17 protein-coding genes and 2 rRNA genes (1 of these 19 running past the window's edge) are annotated in these 19,135 nt (G+C 70.9%); 3 read left to right on the plus strand and 16 right to left on the minus strand.

Annotated elements, in window-relative coordinates; genetic code table 11:
• Nucleotides 1-67 precede the first annotated feature (67 nt).
• The 6 genes from ACWG52_RS16530 to ACWG52_RS16555 all read right to left on the minus strand — a co-directional run bounded on the left by ACWG52_RS16530 (nucleotide 68) and on the right by ACWG52_RS16555 (nucleotide 7,294).
• Nucleotides 68-1,429, minus strand: a complete 1,362-nt coding sequence (locus tag ACWG52_RS16530) for a HEAT repeat domain-containing protein (protein ID WP_389808182.1) — start codon at nucleotides 1,427-1,429, stop codon at nucleotides 68-70.
• Nucleotides 1,430-1,603: 174 nt separating this feature from the next.
• A complete protein-coding gene (locus ACWG52_RS16535; RefSeq protein ID WP_389808184.1) occupies nucleotides 1,604-3,271 on the minus strand; it encodes a bifunctional uroporphyrinogen-III C-methyltransferase/uroporphyrinogen-III synthase in 1,668 nt (555 codons plus the stop codon).
• Nucleotides 3,268-4,236: a hydroxymethylbilane synthase gene (gene hemC, locus ACWG52_RS16540; protein WP_389808187.1), complete on the minus strand. Its 969-nt coding sequence runs from the start codon at nucleotides 4,234-4,236 to the stop codon at nucleotides 3,268-3,270. The genes ACWG52_RS16535 and hemC overlap by 4 nt, the downstream gene beginning before the upstream one ends.
• Nucleotides 4,233-5,930: a glutamyl-tRNA reductase gene (locus tag ACWG52_RS16545; RefSeq protein ID WP_389808189.1), complete on the minus strand. Its 1,698-nt coding sequence runs from the start codon at nucleotides 5,928-5,930 to the stop codon at nucleotides 4,233-4,235. Before ACWG52_RS16545 ends, hemC begins: the two co-directional genes overlap by 4 nt.
• Nucleotides 5,927-6,733, minus strand: coding sequence for a redox-sensing transcriptional repressor Rex (locus tag ACWG52_RS16550; protein ID WP_033226827.1), 807 nt, complete (start codon nucleotides 6,731-6,733; stop codon nucleotides 5,927-5,929). The genes ACWG52_RS16545 and ACWG52_RS16550 overlap by 4 nt, the downstream gene beginning before the upstream one ends.
• Before the next feature lie 273 nt (nucleotides 6,734-7,006).
• The gene (locus ACWG52_RS16555; RefSeq protein ID WP_033226828.1) at nucleotides 7,007-7,294 is read right to left on the minus strand and encodes a glutaredoxin family protein; all 288 of its coding nucleotides are present in this window, start codon (nucleotides 7,292-7,294) and stop codon (nucleotides 7,007-7,009) included.
• Nucleotides 7,295-7,392: 98 nt separating this feature from the next.
• Here ACWG52_RS16555 and ACWG52_RS16560 point away from each other — a divergent pair, with 98 nt between their 5' ends.
• From ACWG52_RS16560 to ACWG52_RS16570, 3 genes are all read left to right on the plus strand, one after another.
• The gene (locus tag ACWG52_RS16560; protein WP_389808193.1) at nucleotides 7,393-8,367 is read left to right on the plus strand and encodes an HAD family hydrolase; all 975 of its coding nucleotides are present in this window, start codon (nucleotides 7,393-7,395) and stop codon (nucleotides 8,365-8,367) included.
• Between the two features lie 360 nt (nucleotides 8,368-8,727).
• Entirely contained in the window at nucleotides 8,728-9,543 is an 816-nt protein-coding gene (locus ACWG52_RS16565; protein WP_033226831.1) for an ECF subfamily RNA polymerase sigma factor, BldN family, read from the plus strand.
• A gap of 228 nt (nucleotides 9,544-9,771) precedes the next feature.
• Nucleotides 9,772-10,977 carry a DUF5667 domain-containing protein gene (locus ACWG52_RS16570; RefSeq protein ID WP_389808197.1) on the plus strand — a complete coding sequence of 402 codons (1,206 nt, stop codon included), beginning with the start codon at nucleotides 9,772-9,774 and terminating at the stop codon, nucleotides 10,975-10,977.
• A 100-nt stretch (nucleotides 10,978-11,077) separates the two neighbouring features.
• On the opposite strand, the gene ACWG52_RS16575 is transcribed toward ACWG52_RS16570, so the two are convergent.
• The 10 genes from ACWG52_RS16575 to ACWG52_RS16620 all read right to left on the minus strand — a co-directional run.
• Nucleotides 11,078-12,058 carry a lysophospholipid acyltransferase family protein gene (locus tag ACWG52_RS16575; RefSeq protein ID WP_266442829.1) on the minus strand — a complete coding sequence of 327 codons (981 nt, stop codon included), beginning with the start codon at nucleotides 12,056-12,058 and terminating at the stop codon, nucleotides 11,078-11,080.
• Nucleotides 12,058-13,143 carry an NAD-dependent epimerase/dehydratase family protein gene (locus ACWG52_RS16580; RefSeq protein ID WP_389808200.1) on the minus strand — a complete coding sequence of 362 codons (1,086 nt, stop codon included), beginning with the start codon at nucleotides 13,141-13,143 and terminating at the stop codon, nucleotides 12,058-12,060. The genes ACWG52_RS16575 and ACWG52_RS16580 overlap by 1 nt, the downstream gene beginning before the upstream one ends.
• Before the next feature lie 95 nt (nucleotides 13,144-13,238).
• Entirely contained in the window at nucleotides 13,239-13,337 is a 99-nt protein-coding gene (locus tag ACWG52_RS16585) for a 30S ribosomal protein bS22 (RefSeq protein WP_003948845.1), read from the minus strand.
• A 142-nt stretch (nucleotides 13,338-13,479) separates the two neighbouring features.
• Nucleotides 13,480-13,689, minus strand: coding sequence for a helix-turn-helix domain-containing protein (locus ACWG52_RS16590; protein ID WP_008738568.1), 210 nt, complete (start codon nucleotides 13,687-13,689; stop codon nucleotides 13,480-13,482).
• Nucleotides 13,690-13,803: 114 nt separating this feature from the next.
• Complete coding sequence (locus ACWG52_RS16595; RefSeq protein ID WP_389808278.1) at nucleotides 13,804-14,634, minus strand: phosphatase; 831 nt, start codon at nucleotides 14,632-14,634, stop codon at nucleotides 13,804-13,806.
• A gap of 94 nt (nucleotides 14,635-14,728) precedes the next feature.
• The gene (locus ACWG52_RS16600; RefSeq protein ID WP_389808281.1) at nucleotides 14,729-15,877 is read right to left on the minus strand and encodes an acetoin utilization protein AcuC; all 1,149 of its coding nucleotides are present in this window, start codon (nucleotides 15,875-15,877) and stop codon (nucleotides 14,729-14,731) included.
• A complete protein-coding gene (locus ACWG52_RS16605) occupies nucleotides 15,849-17,075 on the minus strand; it encodes an MFS transporter (RefSeq protein ID WP_389808203.1) in 1,227 nt (408 codons plus the stop codon). The genes ACWG52_RS16600 and ACWG52_RS16605 overlap by 29 nt, the downstream gene beginning before the upstream one ends.
• Before the next feature lie 43 nt (nucleotides 17,076-17,118).
• Nucleotides 17,119-17,784, minus strand: coding sequence for an HAD family hydrolase (locus tag ACWG52_RS16610; protein ID WP_389808205.1), 666 nt, complete (start codon nucleotides 17,782-17,784; stop codon nucleotides 17,119-17,121).
• Between the two features lie 226 nt (nucleotides 17,785-18,010).
• Nucleotides 18,011-18,127: ribosomal RNA gene (gene rrf, locus ACWG52_RS16615) — 5S ribosomal RNA — on the minus strand.
• A 79-nt stretch (nucleotides 18,128-18,206) separates the two neighbouring features.
• A 23S ribosomal RNA gene (locus ACWG52_RS16620) occupies nucleotides 18,207-19,135 on the minus strand; it runs 2,195 nt beyond the window's last position.

The following is a 19,135-nucleotide window of genomic DNA, read 5'->3' on the forward strand; positions in this document are numbered from 1 at the left end:
ACCTCCGGACCGGTGTCCGCCGGCCGGGTCCGCGTTCGGAACCCCCGGCCCGGCGACGGCCCGCACCTCACCCCCGCCGGCCGGCGGGATCGTTGCGGAACCTCCACCGCCACAGGCCGTCCGCCCGGGGGTCGCGCTCGTACTCCGGGCGCAGCGGACCCACCTTCTCGTACGCCTCCGGCGTACGGGGGTGATCCCGGCAGGCCAGCGCGAAGGCGGCGCTGAGTCGTTCGTCCTGTCCGTCGGCGTCCAGGAGCTCCAGCAGCGCCTCGGTGACGGCCGGCGAGCGGTCGCGCCCTGACCTGACGGCGTACGCGGCCCGTTCCCGCACCTGCGGGTTCTCGTCCCGGAGCAGGGCGATCAGTACCTCGCGGTCCTCCGCCGCGTCGCAGTCCAGCACCTCCGCCGCCCGCTGCCGCACTTCGCCGTCCGGGTCCCGGGCGAGGCCGCGCACCACCCGTGCGGTCGCCGGGGCCCCCGGCGGGTGGAGCATCCACGGCACCCGGCGGCGCACCCGGGGGTCCGGGTGGTCGGCGTACCGCAGGCCGAGCGCCCGCGCCTGCGGGAGGCACCTGTCGGTCAGCAGGCGGAGCAGCATCGCCAGCACCCCGGGATCCGGTTCCACCGCGGCCCAGCCGGGGAGCAGCTCGGCGAGTCGGTCCCCGTACCGGCGATGGTGCGGGACATCGTGCGGGAACACGTCGACCATCAGCGTGGCCAGGTTCAGGAAGTCGGCGGCGAACGCCCGGTGGGCGGGGGCGGGGTGCCGGTGGAACTCCACCACCGCACGCCAGGTCTCGGCACTCTGCCGCGACAGGAGGTTCCCGCGGGCCGCGGCCCGGTCGACGTGCTCCTCGTCCTCGTCCCAGGCCCCGTACGCGTCGGCCTGCCGCACGGCCCGGGTGACCAGTTCCCCGACCGGCGGCAGGATCCGGAGATCCTCCTCCAGGAAGGTGAGGATCGCGCCGTGCCCGTCCCGTACGGTCCGCCCGCCGAGGGTGATCTCCCGGATCCGACCGGACTCCCCGTCCCGCACGATCTCGCTCCGTGCCGGTCCGTGGGCACCCGTCAGCCGCCGCAGCTCCGCCTCCGCACCGGCTTCGTACCACCGCCGGGCGGCGGCGAGCGGCCGCTCGCCGTCCCTCAGCGGCGCGGGGCCGCGTACCGCCGCCCACACCGCCGAGGAGCCGGCGTCGACGGCCCTCAGCAGCGGGGTCGTCCCGTCCGGGAGCGGCCGGTACGGGTCCGCTCCGGCCGCCACCAACATCTCGACGCTCTCCACGGCATAGGCCGCGATCGCCGCGCACAGCACCGGCAGCCCGTCCTCGCCCACCGCGTCCGGGTCCGCGCCCTCCGCCAGCAGGGCCCGTACCGTCTCCGCCTCACCCGGCGCCACCGCGTCCACCAGCCGGGCGTCCAGCTCCGTCATCCGTCCCCCCTCATCCGGCGTCCCGCGTCCCGCGTCCCGGCGGTGATCTTCGCCGGGCCGCGGGGGACCGACAACCGGATTCCGCCCGGGCCGGACATGGGGAAGGGGCCCGGGTGCGATCGCACCCGGGCCCCTTCCCGGTGTCCTGCGGCGGGCAGGGCCCGCCTAAGGCGCTCACGTCGTACGACGCCGCCGCGCCCCCGGCCGTCGCTCGCTCGGCCGGAACACCGTCTCGCCGGCCTCCTTGGCCGCCTCGCGGCGCGCCGCGCCGTACTCGGCGAGGGCCTCCGCCAGCTTCGACACCGACGGCTCCGGGGACAGCACGTCCACGCGCAGCCCGTGCTCCTCCGCCGTCTTGGCCGTCGCCGGCCCGATACAGGCGATGACGGTCACGTTGTGCGGCTTCCCGGCGATCCCGACCAGGTTGCGGACGGTCGAGGAGGACGTGAAGAGAACGGCGTCGAAGCCGCCGCCCTTGATCGCCTCGCGGGTGTCCGCCGGCGGCGGCGACGCGCGCACCGTCCGGTAGGCGGTGACGTCGTCGACCTCCCACCCGAGCTCGATCAGCCCGGCGACCAGCGTCTCGGTCGCGATGTCGGCGCGCGGCAGGAACACGCGGTCGATCGGGTCGAAGACCGGGTCGTACGGCGGCCAGTCCTCCAGCAGTCCGGCGGCGGACTGCTCACCGCTGGGCACCAGGTCCGGCTTCACGCCGAACTCCACGAGAGCGGCGGCGGTCTGCTCGCCCACCGCGGCGACCTTGATGCCCGCGAAGGCGCGCGCGTCGAGCCCGTACTCCTCGAACTTCTCGCGGACGGCCTTCACGGCGTTGACCGAGGTGAAGGCGATCCACTCGTAGCGGCCCGTCACCAGGCCCTTCACCGCGCGCTCCATCTGCTGCGGGGTGCGCGGCGGCTCCACGGCGATGGTGGGCACCTCGTGGGGCACCGCGCCGTAGGAACGCAGCTGGTCGGAGAGCGAGGCGGCCTGCTCCTTGGTGCGCGGTACGAGGACCCGCCAGCCGAACAGCGGCTTCGACTCGAACCAGGACAGGTCCTCGCGCCGTGCGGCGGCGCTGTGCTCACCGACCACGGCTATGACGGGCCGGGCGCCCTCGGGCGAGGGGAGCACCTTGCCCTGCTTGAACACCTGGGCGATGGTGCCGAGCGTCGCGCACCAGGTCCGCTGCCGCGTGGTGGTGCCGGCGACGGTCACGGTCAGGGGGGTGTCGGGCTTGCGCCCGGCGCTCACCAGTTCGGCGGCGGCGGCCGAGACGGTCTCCAGCGTCGCGGACACGACGAGGATGCCGTCGCTGGCGCCCACCTCGCTCCAGCAGCGCGCCGAGGCCGTCCTCGCGTCGACGAACCGCACGTCCGCGCCCTGCTTGTCGCGCAGCGGGACACCGGCGTACGCGGGTACGCCCACCGCGGTCGCGACACCGGGCACCACCTCGAAGGGGATACCGGCGGTAGCGCAGACGAGCATCTCCTCGGCGGCGTTGCCGTCGAGCCCGGGGTCGCCCGTGACGGCACGCACGACCCGCCTGCCGGAGCGCGCGGCCTCCATGACAAGATTGGCCGCGTCCCGGATCACCGGGACCCCGGCGGCTGCTGACACTTCATCAGCAATCGTCAGCTGCGGCGTGTCGACATTCGCCCGCGCATGAGTCCGTACGACGTCGAGCACCTCGGGCTCCGCGATCAGTACGTCCGCGGCGGCCAGCGCCTCGACGGCGCGCAGCGTCAGCAGGCCCGGGTCGCCCGGGCCGGCACCGAGGAAGGTGACGCGTCCGTGGGCGGCGACGGCCGGATAGGCGGAGGTGGTCGGAATTGAGGGGTTCAAAGCGATCGCTCCCCCATCAGACCGGCCGCGCCCTTGGCCAGCATCTCGTCCGCGAGTTCGCGGCCGAGCGCCATGGCCTCGTCGTACGACTGGGGCACGGGACCGGTGGTGGACAGCTGCACCAGCGTCGAGCCGTCGAGGGTTCCGACGACGCCGCGCAGGCGCATTTCATTGACAATCTCCCCGTCCGCCAGCAGGTCGGCGAACGCGCCCACGGGTGCGCTGCAGCCGGCCTCCAGGGTGGCGAGCAGGGAACGCTCGGCGGTCACGGCGGCCCGGGTGTGCGGGTCGTCGAGTTGCCCGAGCGCGGCGATGAGGTCCGTGTCGGACGCGAGGCACTCCACGGCCAGGGCGCCCTGGCCGGGGGCCGGCAGGACGCTGTCGACGGACAGCAGGTCGGTCGCCTCGGAGCCGCGCCCGATCCGGTTGAGACCGGCGGCGGCCAGGACGACGGCGTCGAGCTCCCCGTCGCGGACGAAGCCGATCCGGGTGTCGACGTTGCCGCGGATGGGCACCGTCTCGATCCGCTTGCCGAGCGACAGCGCCAGGTGGTTGAGCTGGGCGGTGCGTCGGGGCGAGCCGGTACCGATGCGGGCACCGTCGGGCAGCTGCTCGAAGGTGAGACCGTCCCGGGCGACGAGCGCGTCCCGCGGGTCCTCGCGGCGCGGCATGGCCGCGACCACCAGGTCGTCGGGCTGCGCGGTCGGCAGGTCCTTCAGCGAGTGCACGGCGAAGTCGACCTCGCCGCGCAGCAGCGCGTCGCGCAGGGCGGTGACGAACACGCCCGTCCCGCCGATCTGCGAGAGGTGCTCGCGCGAGACGTCGCCGTAGGTCGTGATCTCCACGAGCTCGACGGCGCGGCCGGTGACGGCCCGTACCGCGTCGGCGACGTGCCCCGACTGGGACATGGCCAGCTTGCTCCGCCGCGTACCGAGCCGCAGCGGCTGGTCGGGACGTGTGTTCATGATGCCCGTCCTGGGTCGTCGTCGTTCATCGGATCGGCCGCGTCCGCCCGGCTGACGGAAGCAACCGTCTGAGGGTCGAGGTCGAAGAGTTCGCGCAGCGCTTCCGCGTACCCGGCGCCGCCGGGCTCGCTCGCGAGCTGCTTGACGCGCACGGTCGGCGCGTGGAGGAGCTTGTCCACGACGCGGCGCACGGTCTGGGTGACTTCGGCACGCTGCCGTTCGTCGAGGTCGGGCACCCGTCCGTCGAGCCGCGCCACTTCCATGGCCACCACCTCGGCCGCCATGGCGCGCAGGGCGACGACGGTGGGCGTGATGTGGGCGGCCCGCTGGGCCGCCCCGAAGGCCGCCACTTCCTGGGCGACTATCCCGCGTACGGCGTCGACGTCGGCGGCCATCGGGGCGTCGGCGGACGCCTCCGCGAGCGACTCGATGTCCACGAGCCGGACGCCCGGGATCCGGTGCACGGCCGCGTCGATGTCCCTGGGCATGGCCAGGTCGAGCAGCGCGAGCCGGACGGAGCTCGTGTGGGGCTGCGTACGGGTGCTCCTGCGGGGCTGCCGCTGTGCGGCGGCCTCGCCCTGGTCGGCCCAGGTCCCGTGCAGTTCGAGGGAGTTGGCGTCGACCCCGGTCAGCGCGGCGCGCCCGTCGGGCCCGACGGGACAGCCGTCGGCCTCGACGGGAGCGCTGATCGTCCGCGCGGCCCCGGCGTCGGCGATCCGACCGTGCGTCTGCGCGGCGGCAGCCAGCCGGGCCACGACGTCGGCCATGTCCAGCCCCGCCGGGGTCTGAGGCGCGGGCGACTGGGCCGGAGCCGAATCCAGCCCCGCCGGCGTTTGAGGCGCGGGGTCCGGGGCAGCGCCCCAGGAGACGGCGGCGAGCACGTCGTCGGCGCTCAGCACGAGCCCGGTGGCACCGGTGCACGAGACGACCACGTCGACTCGTGTCAGCTCATCGGCCACCCGAGCCATCGGCACGGCCACCGCCGCGACCCCGGTGCCCGAGGCAACCAGAATCTCCGCCAGCCGCTCCGCCCGGTCCGCGGTCCGGTTCGCCACGACGATCTCGGCGACACCGACCCGTGCCAGCGTCGCCGCGGCCAGCGAGGACATCGACCCGGCGCCGATGACCAGCGCCCGCTTGCCCGCGGCCCACTCGGCCACCGGCGTCCCCACGGCGAGCTGCTCCAGCCCGAAGGTCACCAGCGACTGACCGGCCCGGTCGATCCCGGTCTCGGAGTGCGCCCGCTTGCCGACGCGCAGCGCCTGCTGGAAGAGGTCGTTGATCAGCCGGCCGGCGGTGTGGAGCTCCTGCCCCAGCGCCAGCGCGTCCTTGATCTGGCCGAGGATCTGCCCCTCGCCGACGACCATCGAGTCCAGGCCGCACGCCACCGAGAACAGGTGGTGCACCGCCCGGTCCTCGTAGTGCACGTACAGGTAGGGGGTGAGTTCCTCCAGCGCGACACCGCTGTGCTGTGCGAGCAGCGTGGACAGCTCGGCGACGCCGGCGTGGAACTTGTCCACGTCCGCGTACAGCTCGATCCGGTTGCAGGTGGCCAGCACGGTCGCCTCGGTCGCCGGTTCGGCGGCCAGGGTGTCGTGCAGCAGCTTCACCTTGGCATCGGCGGGCAGCGAGGCCCGCTCCAGCACGCTGACGGGTGCGCTGCGGTGGCTCAGCCCTACGACGAGCAGACTCATGCCGGCATCACCGCCGGCACGTCACCCTCGGGCCCGCCCTTGCGCTGCTCGGCGGCGGTCCGCCCGGCCGGCGGCACCACGGCCGCGGCGGGTGCGGCGCCGCCCACGGAGGAGCTGCCGGCGGCAGCGGCGGCCGCTTCCTCACCGGCCTTGCGCTGCTCGTGGAAGGCGAGGATCTGGAGCTCGATGGAGAGGTCGACCTTGCGCACGTCCACGCCCTCGGGCACGGACAGCACCGTGGGCGCGAAGTTGAGGATGGAGGTGACGCCGGCCGCGATCAGCCGCTCGCTGACCTGCTGGGCCGCGCCCGCGGGGGTCGCGATCACGCCGATCGAGACGCCGTTCTCCTCGATGATCTTCTCCAGATCATCGGTGTGCTGCACGGACATGCCGGCGACCGGCTTGCCGGCCATCGCCGGGTCGGCGTCGATGAGGGCCGCGACGCGGAAGCCGCGCGCGGAGAAGCCGCCGTAGTTGGCGAGGGCGGCGCCGAGGTTACCGATGCCGACGATGACGACCGGCCAGTCCTGGGTCAGGCCGAGCTCGCGGGAGATCTGGTAGACGAGGTACTCGACGTCGTAGCCGACGCCGCGGGTCCCGTAGGAACCCAGGTACGAGAAGTCCTTGCGCAGCTTCGCGGAGTTCACTCCGGCGGCGGCCGCGAGCTCCTCGGAGGACACCGTGGGCACCGATCGCTCGGAGAGCGCGGTGAGGGCACGCAAGTACAGCGGAAGCCGGGCGACAGTGGCCTCGGGAATACCTCGGCTGCGGGTCGCCGGTCGGTGAGTTCGGCCAGTTGCCACGATGCTCCTGCGGGATGAGCGGGGCTGCAGGCGGCCACTTGTCCCAGGACCGCCCCGTCGACAGCAGGCTATGCCTTTGTGAACGCGTGCACAAAGATTGTGTCCGGTTTGTCCGACCAAAGTGACCGGGGTCACGCGCTCCCGGCACGTAAAGCCGGAACCATCGGCACGTCGAACCCGTTCAAATCCCAAAGGGGGCAAAACCGTGCACACTCCTCACAGATACGCCCCCGAGACCCCATAAATCGCCCATGATGGTAACCGGCGAGCGGGTCAGGCCCCCAACGCCCGCCGGAGCCGGTCGGGGTTCACCCTCCAGAAGGTGTGCTGCTCGCCGTCCACGAGCACGACCGGAATCTGCTCCCAGTGCAAGCGGTAGAGCTCCTCGTCCTGCGAGATGTCCTTCTTCTCCCATTGCGCACCCGTCTCGGCGCACACCGCGGCGACCACCTCCTCCGCTTCGTCGCACAGGTGGCACCCCGGCTTCCCGATGAGCGTCACCGTCCGCTCGCCGGGACGCTTCTTTTCCTTACGGCGCAACAAAGGGCTCATGCCACCCATTCTCCCGCGCCCTCGCGTAACAGCGGCGCCTCGAAGAGTTCACGCCTCCGCATCCCATCGGTTCGGGAACTCCCGAACACAGTGGCTATGCTCGCGTCATGGCCGCTCTCGGATGGCTCCCCCCTCGTCGGCGCTCCGCCACCGCACGCAGCGTGTTGGCGGGCGAGGCCTCGGCCGAGGCCGCCCGCAAGACCGCTCTGGCCGAGGCCCCACCGTTCACCGAACCAGAAACGGAACCGGAAGCCCTCACCGAAGAGGGCCCGGACCGGACCCCGGGAGAGCCCGTCTTCCCGGTCGCCGGCGACGATCTCGCCGCCGCCTTCTTCGACCTCGACAACACCGTCATGCAGGGCGCCGCGATCTTCCACTTCGGTCGCGGCCTCTACAAGCGCGAGTTCTTCCGCCGCCGCGAGCTCGCCCGCTTCGCCTGGCAGCAGGCCTGGTTCCGGCTCGCCGGGGTCGAGGACCCCGAGCACATGCAGGACGCCCGCGACAGCGCCCTGTCCATCGTCAAGGGACACAAGGTCTCCGAGCTGATGTCGATCGGCGAGGAGATCTACGACGAGTACATGGCCGAGCGGATCTGGCCGGGCACCCGCGCCCTGGCCCAGGCCCACCTCGACGCCGGCCAGAAGGTGTGGCTGGTCACGGCCGCCCCCGTGGAGACGGCCACGATCATCGCCCGCCGCCTCGGCCTGACCGGCGCCCTGGGCACCGTCGCCGAGTCCGTCGACGGGATCTACACCGGCCGCCTGGTCGGCGAACCGCTGCACGGCCCCGCGAAGGCGGAGGCCGTCCGCGCCCTGGCCGCCGCCGAGGGGCTGGACCTCGAACGCTGCGCCGCGTACAGCGATTCGCACAACGACATCCCGATGCTGTCACTGGTCGGACATCCGTACGCGATCAATCCCGATACAAAACTGCGCAAGCATGCCCGCACCAACGACTGGCGACTGCGCGACTATCGGACCGGCCGCAAGGCCGTGAAGGTCGGCGTCCCGGCCGCCGCCGGCGTCGGCGCGATCGCGGGCGGCGCGGCCGCGGCCATCGCCCTGCACCGCCGCCGCAGGTAACAACACCAGGCCCGGGGCCCTCGCACCCCGGGCCCGGCCGGACCACGGCTCCGACCCGGTCATTCGCTCACCTTTACCCGCGCCCCCGGCGCGGCACTCGGGCATGCCCGACTCGGTCGCGGCACCCCATGGAAGCGTCCATTCCGCGCACCCAAGCGATCAAGAATCGATCACCAACTGCGACTGAATATGCCCTCGACACGCAACAGAAGTGTCGGAACCGGTGATTTGAGCAACTGGGTGTAGCGCTGCCTGTACGAAGCGTTATTCTCCTCAAACGCATGCCACCGGCCATCTGTCGCCACGACGGGTGAACGGTCCCGCACTGCACGTGATGGAAGCTCTGCCTCTGGGAGTCCCGTGTACCCACCTGTCGGGGTTGACGCCTCGGGCCTGGCTCAGCTGCGCGCGACGGTCCTCGACCACCTGCGCGGCTTCGTCCCCACCGCGTACGCCGTCCCCGCCCTCGCCGCCGCGGTCCCTGCCGGCTTCGGCCCGGCCGGCCCTTGCTATGCCCTGACCGACGGCGGCGCGACGGTGGGCAGACGAGGTCGCGCCGCCGGCGGCTCGAACGCCGCCGGCACCGGCACCCAGGCCACCACCCACCGCCGCCCCACCGCGGACAGCGACCAGGCCCGCATGATGGACCTGGTCGAACGCGCCCAGGCGGGCGAGGCCGAGGCCTTCGGCCGCCTGTACGACCAGTACAGCGACACGGTCTACCGGTACATCTACTACCGCGTCGGCGGTAAGGCGACCGCGGAGGACCTCACCAGCGAGACGTTCCTGCGCGCCCTGCGCCGGATCTCCACCTTCACCTGGCAGGGCCGCGACTTCGGCGCCTGGCTCGTGACGATCGCCCGCAACCTGGTGGCGGACCACTTCAAGTCCAGCCGGTTCCGGCTGGAGGTCACCACCGGCGAGATGCTCGACGCGAACGAGGTCGAGCGCAGCCCCGAGGACTCCGTCCTGGAGTCCCTCTCCAACGCGGCCCTGCTGGAGGCCGTACGCAAGCTCAACCCGCAGCAGCAGGAGTGCGTGACCCTGCGCTTCCTGCAGGGCCTCTCGGTCGCCGAGACGGCCCGGGTGATGGGGAAGAACGAGGGCGCCATCAAGACGCTCCAGTACCGGGCGGTGCGCACCTTGGCCCGCCTCCTCCCCGAAGACGCCCGCTGACCCTCCGACACCACACAACCTCACATTCGGTGACCCCTCGATGACGCTGTGGTCAGATCATCCTTCGTCCGTAACCCAAGTGCCGCGACGCTCGTTGTGCGGAATGCAGGCTCCCTGTGGACACGCTTTGCCCGAAGCCGCTCACTCGAAAGTGTGGATGCGCTCAAGGAAGGCAACCTTCCGGACACCTTGGGGAGTCGATCGTCATGACGAGAGGAGGTGCCGCCAGTGATCGCGAACGTGACCCCGCACCGGCGGGCGAACGCCTTCGCCCAGGCCCTGGAGGATCGGACCCCGTCCGACCTTCCAGATCCGGACTCGGCGGCCGAGCAGTCCGAGGCACCTGCCGAACCTGCCGACCACGACCGGCTGTTGGCCCTGGCGAGCGTGCTCGGCGAAAGAATGCCGCGCCCGGAGCTGGACCCCGAGGTCAAAGTGGTGCAACGAGCCCAGCTCATTGCCGCCATGGAGGCCATGGTGCTGGAGGAGAGGGCCGGGGGCGGTGCCGCCTCGGACCCTCAAGTGCCCGAACAGCGGACCGGCCGCGGCGCCCACCGGGCGACCTCGCTCCGGAAATTGCGGCCCCGCTCCCGCTGGTCCAAGGGCATCGCGGCGGGTGGCCTCACCGTGGGTGTGGCCGCCGGGGCCTTCAGCGGAGTGGCCGCTGCCAGCACCGACGCCCTGCCCGGTGATCACCTCTACCCCGTGAAGCGGGGCATGGAGGACCTGAAGCTGGGGATGGCCGACGACGACGCGGACCGGGGCGAGCTCTATCTCGACCAGGCCTCGAACCGTCTGTCGGAAGCCCGTCGGCTGATGGAACGAGGCCGGCTGGGCGACCTGGACCACGAGTCCCTGGGCGCGATCCGCCGGGCCCTGGCGGGAGTGAAGCACGATGCGGAGGAAGGCCACCGCCTCCTCCAGGCAGCGTACGAACGGGACGGCTCGCTCGGCCCGATCCAGAAGCTGTCGTCGTTCTCCCGCTCCCACCGCGACGCGTGGGGCAAGCTCCGCGAGAAGCTCCCGGCACAGCTCACGGACGTGGGCGGTGAGGTGGAGTCGGTCTTCCAGGCCATAGACGAAGACGTGGCGCCGCTGCAGAGCCTGCTCCCCAAGGCACCGGAGCAGAGCCGCGGTACCGGAGGCACCCCCGGCCCGTCCGCCAAGCCGGGTACCCCCAGCGGCGCCCACCAGTCCGCCCCGGCCGCCGGCACGCCGTCCGGCAGCCCCGCGGCGCCGTCCCCCTCGGGGAGCTCCCGGCCCCCCGCCGGCGGCCTCCTCGGCGGTACGGGCGACCTGCTCAACCCGCCCGCGGGACAGTCGGCACCGCCCCCTTCGGGCACGCCGGAGAACCCGAAACCGGACATCACCATCCCGCCCCTGCTCCCGGGGCTCCTCCCGGGCCTGGGCCTGGGCGCGGAGGACGCCGAGTAACGGGAAGGGCGGGGCTGCCGAAGCAGCCCCGCCCTTCCCGTTCGGCCTCACCGGCGTTCGAGGCGCGGGGTCCGGGGGCAGGGCCCCCGGCACACAACGGTCAGAAGAACACGGACCGCCGCTGCACCAGCAGCTTGTAGAGCGTGTGCTGGATCTGCTCTCGCACCTGGTCCGTCAGGTTGAACATCAGCATCGGGTCCTCCGCCGCCTCCGCGGCGTACCCGTCCGTCGGGATCGGCTCCCCGAACTGGATCGTCCACTTCGTCGGCAACGGCACCGCACCCAACGGCCCGAGCCACGGGAACGTCGGCGTGATCGGGAAGTACGGGACCCCCAGCAGCCGTGCCAGCGTCTTCGCGTTGCCGACCATGGGGTAGATCTCCTCCGCCCCCACGATCGAGCACGGCACGATCGGCGTGCCCGCCCGCAGCGCCGTCGACACGAACCCGCCGCGCCCGAACCGCTGCAGCTTGTACCGGTCCCCGAACGGCTTCCCTATCCCCTTGAAGCCCTCCGGCATCACCCCGACCAGTTCCCCGGCCTCCAGCAGCCGCTGCGCGTCCTCCGCGCACGCCAGGGTGTGCCCCGCCTTGCGGGCCAGCTCGTTGACCACCGGCAGCATGAACACCAGGTCCGCCGCCAGCAGCCGCAGGTGCCGCTCCGCCGGGTGGTGGTCGTGCACGGCGACCTGGAGCATCAGCCCGTCCAGCGGCAGCGTCCCGGAGTGGTTCGCCACGATCAGCGCGCCACCCTCCGCCGGGATGTTCTCGATGCCCTTGACCTCGACCCGGAAGTACTTGTCGTACAGCGGGCGCATCAGGGACATCAGGACCTGGTCCGTCAGTTCCTTGTCGTAGCCGAAGTCGTCGACCTCGTAGTCCCCGGTGATCCGCCGCCGCAGGAACGCCAGCCCGCCGGCGACCCGCCGGTCCCAGCTGTCGCCGGGCGCCGCGGCCGGCGTCGGCTCGGGAGCCGCGGGCTCCTCCACCACCGGCTCGGCCGCGGGCACCGCCCGCACCCGGCGGGGGATCCGCCGCCGGGGCCGGTCCTCGTCGAACGGAATGACCTTGGCGTCCGCCACTATCGCTTCGCTCCTTCAGCCGCGTAGGCGTCGTCCTCGAACCTGTCGAGCGCGTTCGGGTCCAGCATGGCCGCCACCCGGTCCACGGCCCGTCCGACCCGCTCCGGGGGCAGCAGCCCGCTCCCCCGGCTCCGCGCGAAGTCCGCGAAGGTCTCGGCGGTCGTGTAGAGCGGCTCGAAGCCGAGGACCTCGCGCATCTGCGTGGTCTCCACGACCCGGCCGTGGGTGAGCAGCCTTATCTGCTCCGGCGAGAAGTCACTGGCCCCGACCGCCCGGAGCGCGGCTCCCACCCAGTTCAACGCGGGCAGCAGCAACGGCAGTGTGGGCCGCCCGAGCCGCCGCGAGCACTGCGACAGCAGCAGGACGCCGTCACCGGCGATGTTGAACGTCCCGCTGTTCAAGGTCCCGCGCCGAGGCTCCCGGGCCGCCAGCCGCAGGACTTCGAGGACGTCGTCCTCGTGCACGAACTGCAGCCGCGGGTCGTACCCCAGCACGGTCGGCATCACCGGGATCGAGAAGTACTCGGCGAGCGCCGAATCCGCGAAGGGACCCAGGATGTTCGCGAACCGCAGGACGCACACCGCGACGTCCGGCCGTCTGCGCGCGAAGCCCCGTACGTATCCCTCGACCTCGGCGGCGTCCTTGGCGAAGCCGCCCGCCGGCAGGGATTTCGGCTCCGTGGTCTCGGTGAAGACGGCCGGGTCCCGGGGCGTGCCCCCGTAGACGCTGGTACTGGACTTCACCACGAGCCGCCGTACCGTCGGCGACTTCTGGCAGGCACCCAGGAGCTGCATGGTGCCGATGACGTTCGTTTCCTTGACGGTGCTGTGCGCACCGCCCGTTCCCGCGCTGCCTCCGGTGACCGCGAGATGGACCACCGTGTCCACGGCGTGCTCGGCCAGCACTCTGGCGATCGCCGACTGTCTGATGTCCGTACGGACGAACTCGGCCGATCCGAGCCGGTGCGGCGGTGTCACCGCGTCCACCGCGATCACCCGCTCGACATCCGGGTCACGCTGGATCCGGCGCACGAAGCGGCCGCCCAACTGCCGGGCAGCCCCGGTGACGAGTACGACCTTCCCCACGAGCTCAGCGCCTCCCTCGAAGAAGTCCCCCGGCTGCACCGCAGCCCCTCCACCAGGATGGTGGAGGGGCTGCGGAGAACACGTACAGCTGCCGTTTACTTCTTGTTACGGCGCTGGACGCGGGTGCGCTTGAGCAGCTTGCGGTGCTTCTTCTTAGCCATCCGCTTGCGCCGCTTCTTGATAACAGAGCCCACGACTACCCTCGCTCACTTCTCTTCACTGGTGCGGGGCGTCTGGGCCCACACGACCTACGTCGGCCTAGCCTACCCGCCCGAGCTCTGAGCTTGTAATCCGAGCGCTTCCGCGTCGTAGCCAGGGGCATCCCGAGCCTCAGTCTCAGGCCGACTCCACCCCCACATAGGACTCTCGGAGGTACTCGTGGACCGCGTTCTCGGGGACCCGGAAGGACCGGCCCACCCGGATTGCGGGCAGATGACCGTTGTGCACCAGCCGGTACACGGTCATCTTCGACACTCGCATCACCGAGGCGACCTCCGCCACGGTCAGGAACTGAACCTCACTGAGAGGCCTCTCGCCAGCAGCCATGACACACCTTGACCTTCCGCGCATGACGGGCACCGGCTTCCCCTCCGGTTACTCCTCGTCGTCGCACGCTCACTCCCCAGAGTAGGGGCGCGTGATACGAGTGGGGAAGAGGAGCTACGGCCACTCCTGCCGCCCCGTCAGACTCGCACGGCCGAGCACGTATCGCGTGAGCGGTCGGTAGTAGTCCGCTCGCACCGCGTCATCAAGGGGGACGGCCACCGAGACCCGCCCCTCGGCTTCCCCGACGAACAGCGCGGGATCGTCCGTATCTGCCAACCCGATGGCCTCCACACCGAGCTGACCTGCACCGCAGACCCATCCGTGGTCCCCCACCACCAACTCGGGCAATGGCCCGCCGGCCTCCGCCAGGGCCCCCAACGCCACCCGAACCGGCAGCGGTGAATGGGTGTGCACGCCGGTCGCACTCCCCGGTTCCCGCACGCCGGGTTCCCGCACCAGTGCGACCCCCCGTACGTATTCGATCCTGTGCGTGCGTACGCCGAACCGGGTCGCCATGTCGACACTCACCCCCTGCGCCGGGGTGAGGACAACACATCCCGCCGCCGACAACGCCTCCGCCAAACCGGCGTAGAAGCCCAGGAGCCGATGCGGATGCCCCGTCCCGAACAGCACGGGCGACCGCGCCCGCGCCGCCTCGCACAGCCGCCCCGCGAAGGCCTCCAGCGCGGCCACCGTCCGCTCCGGATCGATCACGTCCGGCCCGCTGACGTGCGCCGGATCCGCCGAGACCCCGCACTTGTCCGCCATCAGCCTCAGCAGATCACCCTCGCCCCAGGCCCACTCCGGATCCAGCCCCAGCATCACCCGCGGATCCCGCGCCGCGAACAGCCGGTAACTGCGCAGGCTCTCCTCCCGGGATGTGGCGACGGGCCCGGCCAACCGGGCGGCCAGCAGATGCGCACGCAGCGCGCCGGTGCTCAACACCCTCCGATGCTCCCCCAACGCATCTGGCGGGTCATCAATTCCGGCGAACAGCCCCACAGTTGGCGTAACGATGCAGCATGATCCGCACCGTCGGTCAGGTCAGCATGCCGCGCAGCGGGAACACCGCCCGGCGCGTGGCCAGAACGGCCTGATCCGTCCGGTCCGCCGGGTCGTAGCCCGCGTCCCAATCCGGCCACGACGGGCTCCGCCCGTCCGTCATCCGCGCCGGCGCCATCTGCCGCGTCCGCGCGTACACCTCGTCCCGCCACGAGGCGGGCACCGCCGTCCCCGGATCCACCGGACGGTGCGCGGCGATCCCCACCAGATGCGTCCACGACCGCGGAACGACGTCCACCACCGCGTACCCGCCCCCGCCCAGCGCCAGCCACCGCCCGTCCGCGTACTCGTGCGCGAGCCGGTGACAGGACTCCTGGACGGCCCGCTGGGCGTCCAGGGAGACCGCCAGGTGGGCGAGGGGGTCCTCGAAGTGCGTATCGGCCCCGTGCTGGGTCACCAGCACCTGCGGCCCGAAGTCCGCCAACAGCTCCGGCACGACGGCGTGGAAGGCCCGTAGCCAGCCCTCGTCCCCGGTCCCGGCGGGCAGCGCGATGTTCACCGCCGACCCCTCCGCCTCCGGACCGCCGGTCTCCTCGGGCCAACCGGTCTGCGGGAACAGCGTCCGCGGGTGCTCGTGCATCGAGATGGTCAGCACCCGCGGATCGTCCCAGAAGGCCGCCTGTACGCCGTCCCCGTGGTGCACGTCCACATCCACGTACGCGACCCGCTCGGCGCCGAGCTCCAGCAGCCGGGCGATGGCCAGCGAAGCGTCGTTGTAGACGCAGAAGCCGGCCGCCCCGCCCGGCATGGCGTGGTGCAGCCCACCGGCGAAGTTCACGGCGTGCTCGGCCTCACCGTGCCAGAGCGCCTCCGCGCCCGCCACGGACTGCCCTGCGATCAGCGCGGACGCCTCGTGCATCCCGTGGAAGGCCGGATCGTCCATGGTCCCCAGCCCGTACGAACCGTCCGCGACGCCCGGGTCCTCGGACACCTCGCGCACCGCGGCGACGTAGTCCTCGCGATGGACCAGCCGCAGCGTCGAGTCCCCGGCCGCGGGCGCCGCCCGTACCTCCATCGCCCGGTCCAGCCCGAAGGCGCGGACCAGGCCCATGGTCAGCGCCAGGCGCACCGGGTCCATCGGATGGCTCGGTCCGAAGTCATACCTCGTTACCGCCTCGTCCCACATCAACAGCCCGGTCACCGACTCGCCGCTCATGCCGGACACCGTATCGGGCGCCCTCGGAGCCGAACGAGCGGGCTTGGAGGAGTGTCACCAGGACCAGCGCCATCGGCACCAGCATGGCGCCCCGGTAGCTCCACGCGTCGCCCACCGCCCCCACGAGCGGGGACCCGATCAGGAAGCCGACGTAGTTGAAGATGTTGAGCCTCGCGACCGCCGTGTCGGACGCCCCCGGGAACAGCCTCCCCGCGGCCGCGAAGGTCTGCGGCACGATCACGCACAACCCGATCCCCAGCAGGGTGAAGCCGAGCATCCCCACCCAGGCCCCCGGCGCCGCGGCCACCACGGCGAACCCGCCGGCCGCCACCAGTGTCCCGGCCCGCACCACGGTCGCCGCCCCGAAGCGCCGCACGCCCAGGTCGCCGACGGCCCGCCCCACGAGGGTGGTCACCATGTACACGTTGTAGGGGACGGTCGCCATCTGCTCCGAGCTCCCGAGCACGTCCTGGAGGTACTTGGCACTCCAGTTCGCCACCGTCGAGTCACCGATGTACGCGCACGCCATCACCAGACAGAGCGGCAGCAGCAGTTTGAACCCACCGGCCCCCAGCCCCTTCCCGTCGCCCTCGCCCTGCCCCGCCGGACCGTCGACGTAGCGCCGGCTCCCCAGGAACGCCATCGGCAGCAGGACGACCACGGCCGGCAGATAGCTGACGAACAGGTTCAGCTCCCAGTGCGCGCCCGCCCACGCCGCCGAGGCCCCCAGGATCCCGCCGAGGCTGTACGCGGCGTGGAAGCCGAGCATGATGCTCCGCCCGTACGCCCGCTGCAGACTGACCCCGAGCATGTTCATCGAGGCGTCCAGCGCACCCACCGACAGCCCGAACGCCCCCAGCGCCACCGCCACGTGCCACATCTGGCCGCCGGCTCCGACGCCGAGCAGGGACAGCAGCACCAGCGGCTGCGCCCACCGCAGTACGACGCTGGGCGCCACCCGTTTCACCAGGTGCTCGGTGGCCACGCTCGACGCCCCCGCGAGGATCGGCACGGCCGCGAGGAAGGCGGGCAGCAGGCCGTCGGATATCCCGTACCGGTCCTGGATGGCCGGGATCCGAGTCACGAGCAGCGCGAAGGCGACGCCTTGCACGAAGAAGCTGAACCCCAGAGCGCCGCGGCCACGCCGCAGCCGCACATCATCCGTCATGGCGGGTCAGCGTAGGGCCACGGGCTACCCGTGGGTAGAGAGATCACATACCCAGTCCCGCTTCCAGTCCGAGCAGTCCGGTGAGCTGCTTCATGTCACCGAAGTGGCCGGTGGCTCCGGGGAGCCGGTCGGCGGGCAGCATCGCCGTGAACCCGTACACGTCCATGCCCGCGGCGACGGCGGCCTGGATCCCGAGCGGACTGTCCTCGACGACCACACAACGGGCGGGCTCCACACCCATCTGCCGCGCCGCGTGCAGGTACAGATCGGGAGCCGGCTTCCCCTGGCCGACGTCCTGAGCGCTGAAGATCCACTCCTCCTCGAACCACCCGTCGAGCCCGGCGACCCGATGCCCCACGCGGATCCGGTCGTGACTCCCGGAGGAGGCCAGGCAGTACCCGATCCCCTGCGCGGTCAGCGCCCCCAGCACCTCCTCCACCCCGGGGACGGGCTTCAGGTCCTGCTCGAACGCGGCGACGGTCCGCGTGTGCAGGGTCTCGTCGAAGTCGGCCGGCAGCTGCTGCCCGGTCCGCTCGCGAACGAGGTCGTGCACGCGGTGCACGGCGGAGCCCATGTAGTCGCGGACCGACTCCTCGTAGGTGGTCGGGTGCCCCAGCTCGGTCAGGTACTCGGCGAGGACACTGTTGGCGAGCGGCTCGCTGTCCACCAGCACGCCGTCGTTGTCGAAGATGACGAGGTCGTAGCCCATACCCCCACAGTACGAACTAAAGGGACGTAGGACCCGTCTCGCCGGGCCGCCGATGACGCGTCACGGGCCTGCTGCGGCCATTCGGACGACAGCCGACCGACGACGGATGACGGATGACAGGCGACAGATCTCCGACCGGCCGGCAGGACCTGCCGATCCGGTCGTGAACGCAGAAAAGCCCCGCACCGAACCCGTAAAGGGCTGGTGCGGGGCTTCCGCAATGATTGTTCGGCGGCGTCCTACTCTCCCACAGGGTCCCCCCTGCAGTACCATCGGCGCTGAAAGGCTTAGCTTCCGGGTTCGGAATGTAACCGGGCGTTTCCCTAACGCTATGACCACCGAAACACTATGAAATTCTGAACATGCTGGTGTTGACACAGCTGTTCGTTATTTCAGAACTAACACAGTGGACGCGAGCAACTGAGGACAAGCCCTCGGCCTATTAGTACCAGTCAGCTTCACCCGTTACCGGGCTTCCACATCTGGCCTATCAACCCAGTCGTCTACTGGGAGCCTTACCCTCTCAAGGAGGTGGGAATACTCATCTTGAAGCAGGCTTCCCGCTTAGATGCTTTCAGCGGTTATCCCTCCCGAACGTAGCCAACCAGCCATGCCCTTGGCAGGACAACTGGCACACCAGAGGTTCGTCCGTCCCGGTCCTCTCGTACTAGGGACAGCCCTTCTCAATATTCCTACGCGCACAGCGGATAGGGACCGAACTGTCTCACGACGTTCTAAACCCAGCTCGCGTACCGCTTTAATGGGCGAACAGCCCAACCCTTGGGACCGACTCCAGCCCCAGGATGCGACGAGCCGACATCGAGGTGCCAAACCATCCCGTCGATATGGACTCTTGGGGAAGATCAGCCTGTTATCCCCGGGGTACCTTTTATCCGTTGAGCGACGGCGCTTCCACAAGCCACCGCCGGATCACTAGTCCCGACTTTCGTCCCTGCTCGACCCGTCGGTCTCACAGTCAAGCTCCCTTGTGCACTTACACTCAACACCTGATTGCCAACCAGGCTGAGGGAACCTTTGGGCGCCTCCGTTACCCTTTGGGAGGCAACCGCCCCAGTTAAACTACCCATCAGACACTGTCCCTGATCCGGATCACGGACCGAGGTTAGACATCCAGCACGACCAGAGTGGTATTTCAACGACGACTCCACAACCACTGGCGTGGCTGCTTCAAAGTCTCCCACCTATCCTACACAAGCCGAACCGAACACCAATATCAAACTGTAGTAAAGGTCCCGGGGTCTTTCCGTCCTGCTGCGCGAAACGAGCATCTTTACTCGTAGTGCAATTTCACCGGGCCTATGGTTGAGACAGTCGAGAAGTCGTTACGCCA

It is taken from the genome of Streptomyces sp. CLCI03 (genome assembly GCF_053615355.1).

What these genes read in the sequence shown, in the direction of transcription:
- ACWG52_RS16530 (WP_389808182.1), bottom strand. Translation starts at nt 1,429, where the DNA reads ATGACGGAGCTGGACGCCCGGCTGGTGGACGCGGTGGCGCCGGGTGAG.
- hemC (WP_389808187.1), bottom strand. Translation starts at nt 4,236, where the DNA reads ATGAACACACGTCCCGACCAGCCGCTGCGGCTCGGTACGCGGCGGAGC.
- ACWG52_RS16545 (WP_389808189.1), bottom strand. Translation starts at nt 5,930, where the DNA reads ATGAGTCTGCTCGTCGTAGGGCTGAGCCACCGCAGCGCACCCGTCAGC.
- ACWG52_RS16555 (WP_033226828.1), bottom strand. Translation starts at nt 7,294, where the DNA reads ATGGGTGGCATGAGCCCTTTGTTGCGCCGTAAGGAAAAGAAGCGTCCC.
- ACWG52_RS16560 (WP_389808193.1), top strand. Translation starts at nt 7,393, where the DNA reads ATGGCCGCTCTCGGATGGCTCCCCCCTCGTCGGCGCTCCGCCACCGCA.
- ACWG52_RS16590 (WP_008738568.1), bottom strand. Translation starts at nt 13,689, where the DNA reads ATGGCTGCTGGCGAGAGGCCTCTCAGTGAGGTTCAGTTCCTGACCGTG.
- ACWG52_RS16600 (WP_389808281.1), bottom strand. Translation starts at nt 15,877, where the DNA reads ATGTGGGACGAGGCGGTAACGAGGTATGACTTCGGACCGAGCCATCCG.
- ACWG52_RS16605 (WP_389808203.1), bottom strand. Translation starts at nt 17,075, where the DNA reads ATGACGGATGATGTGCGGCTGCGGCGTGGCCGCGGCGCTCTGGGGTTC.
- ACWG52_RS16610 (WP_389808205.1), bottom strand. Translation starts at nt 17,784, where the DNA reads ATGGGCTACGACCTCGTCATCTTCGACAACGACGGCGTGCTGGTGGAC.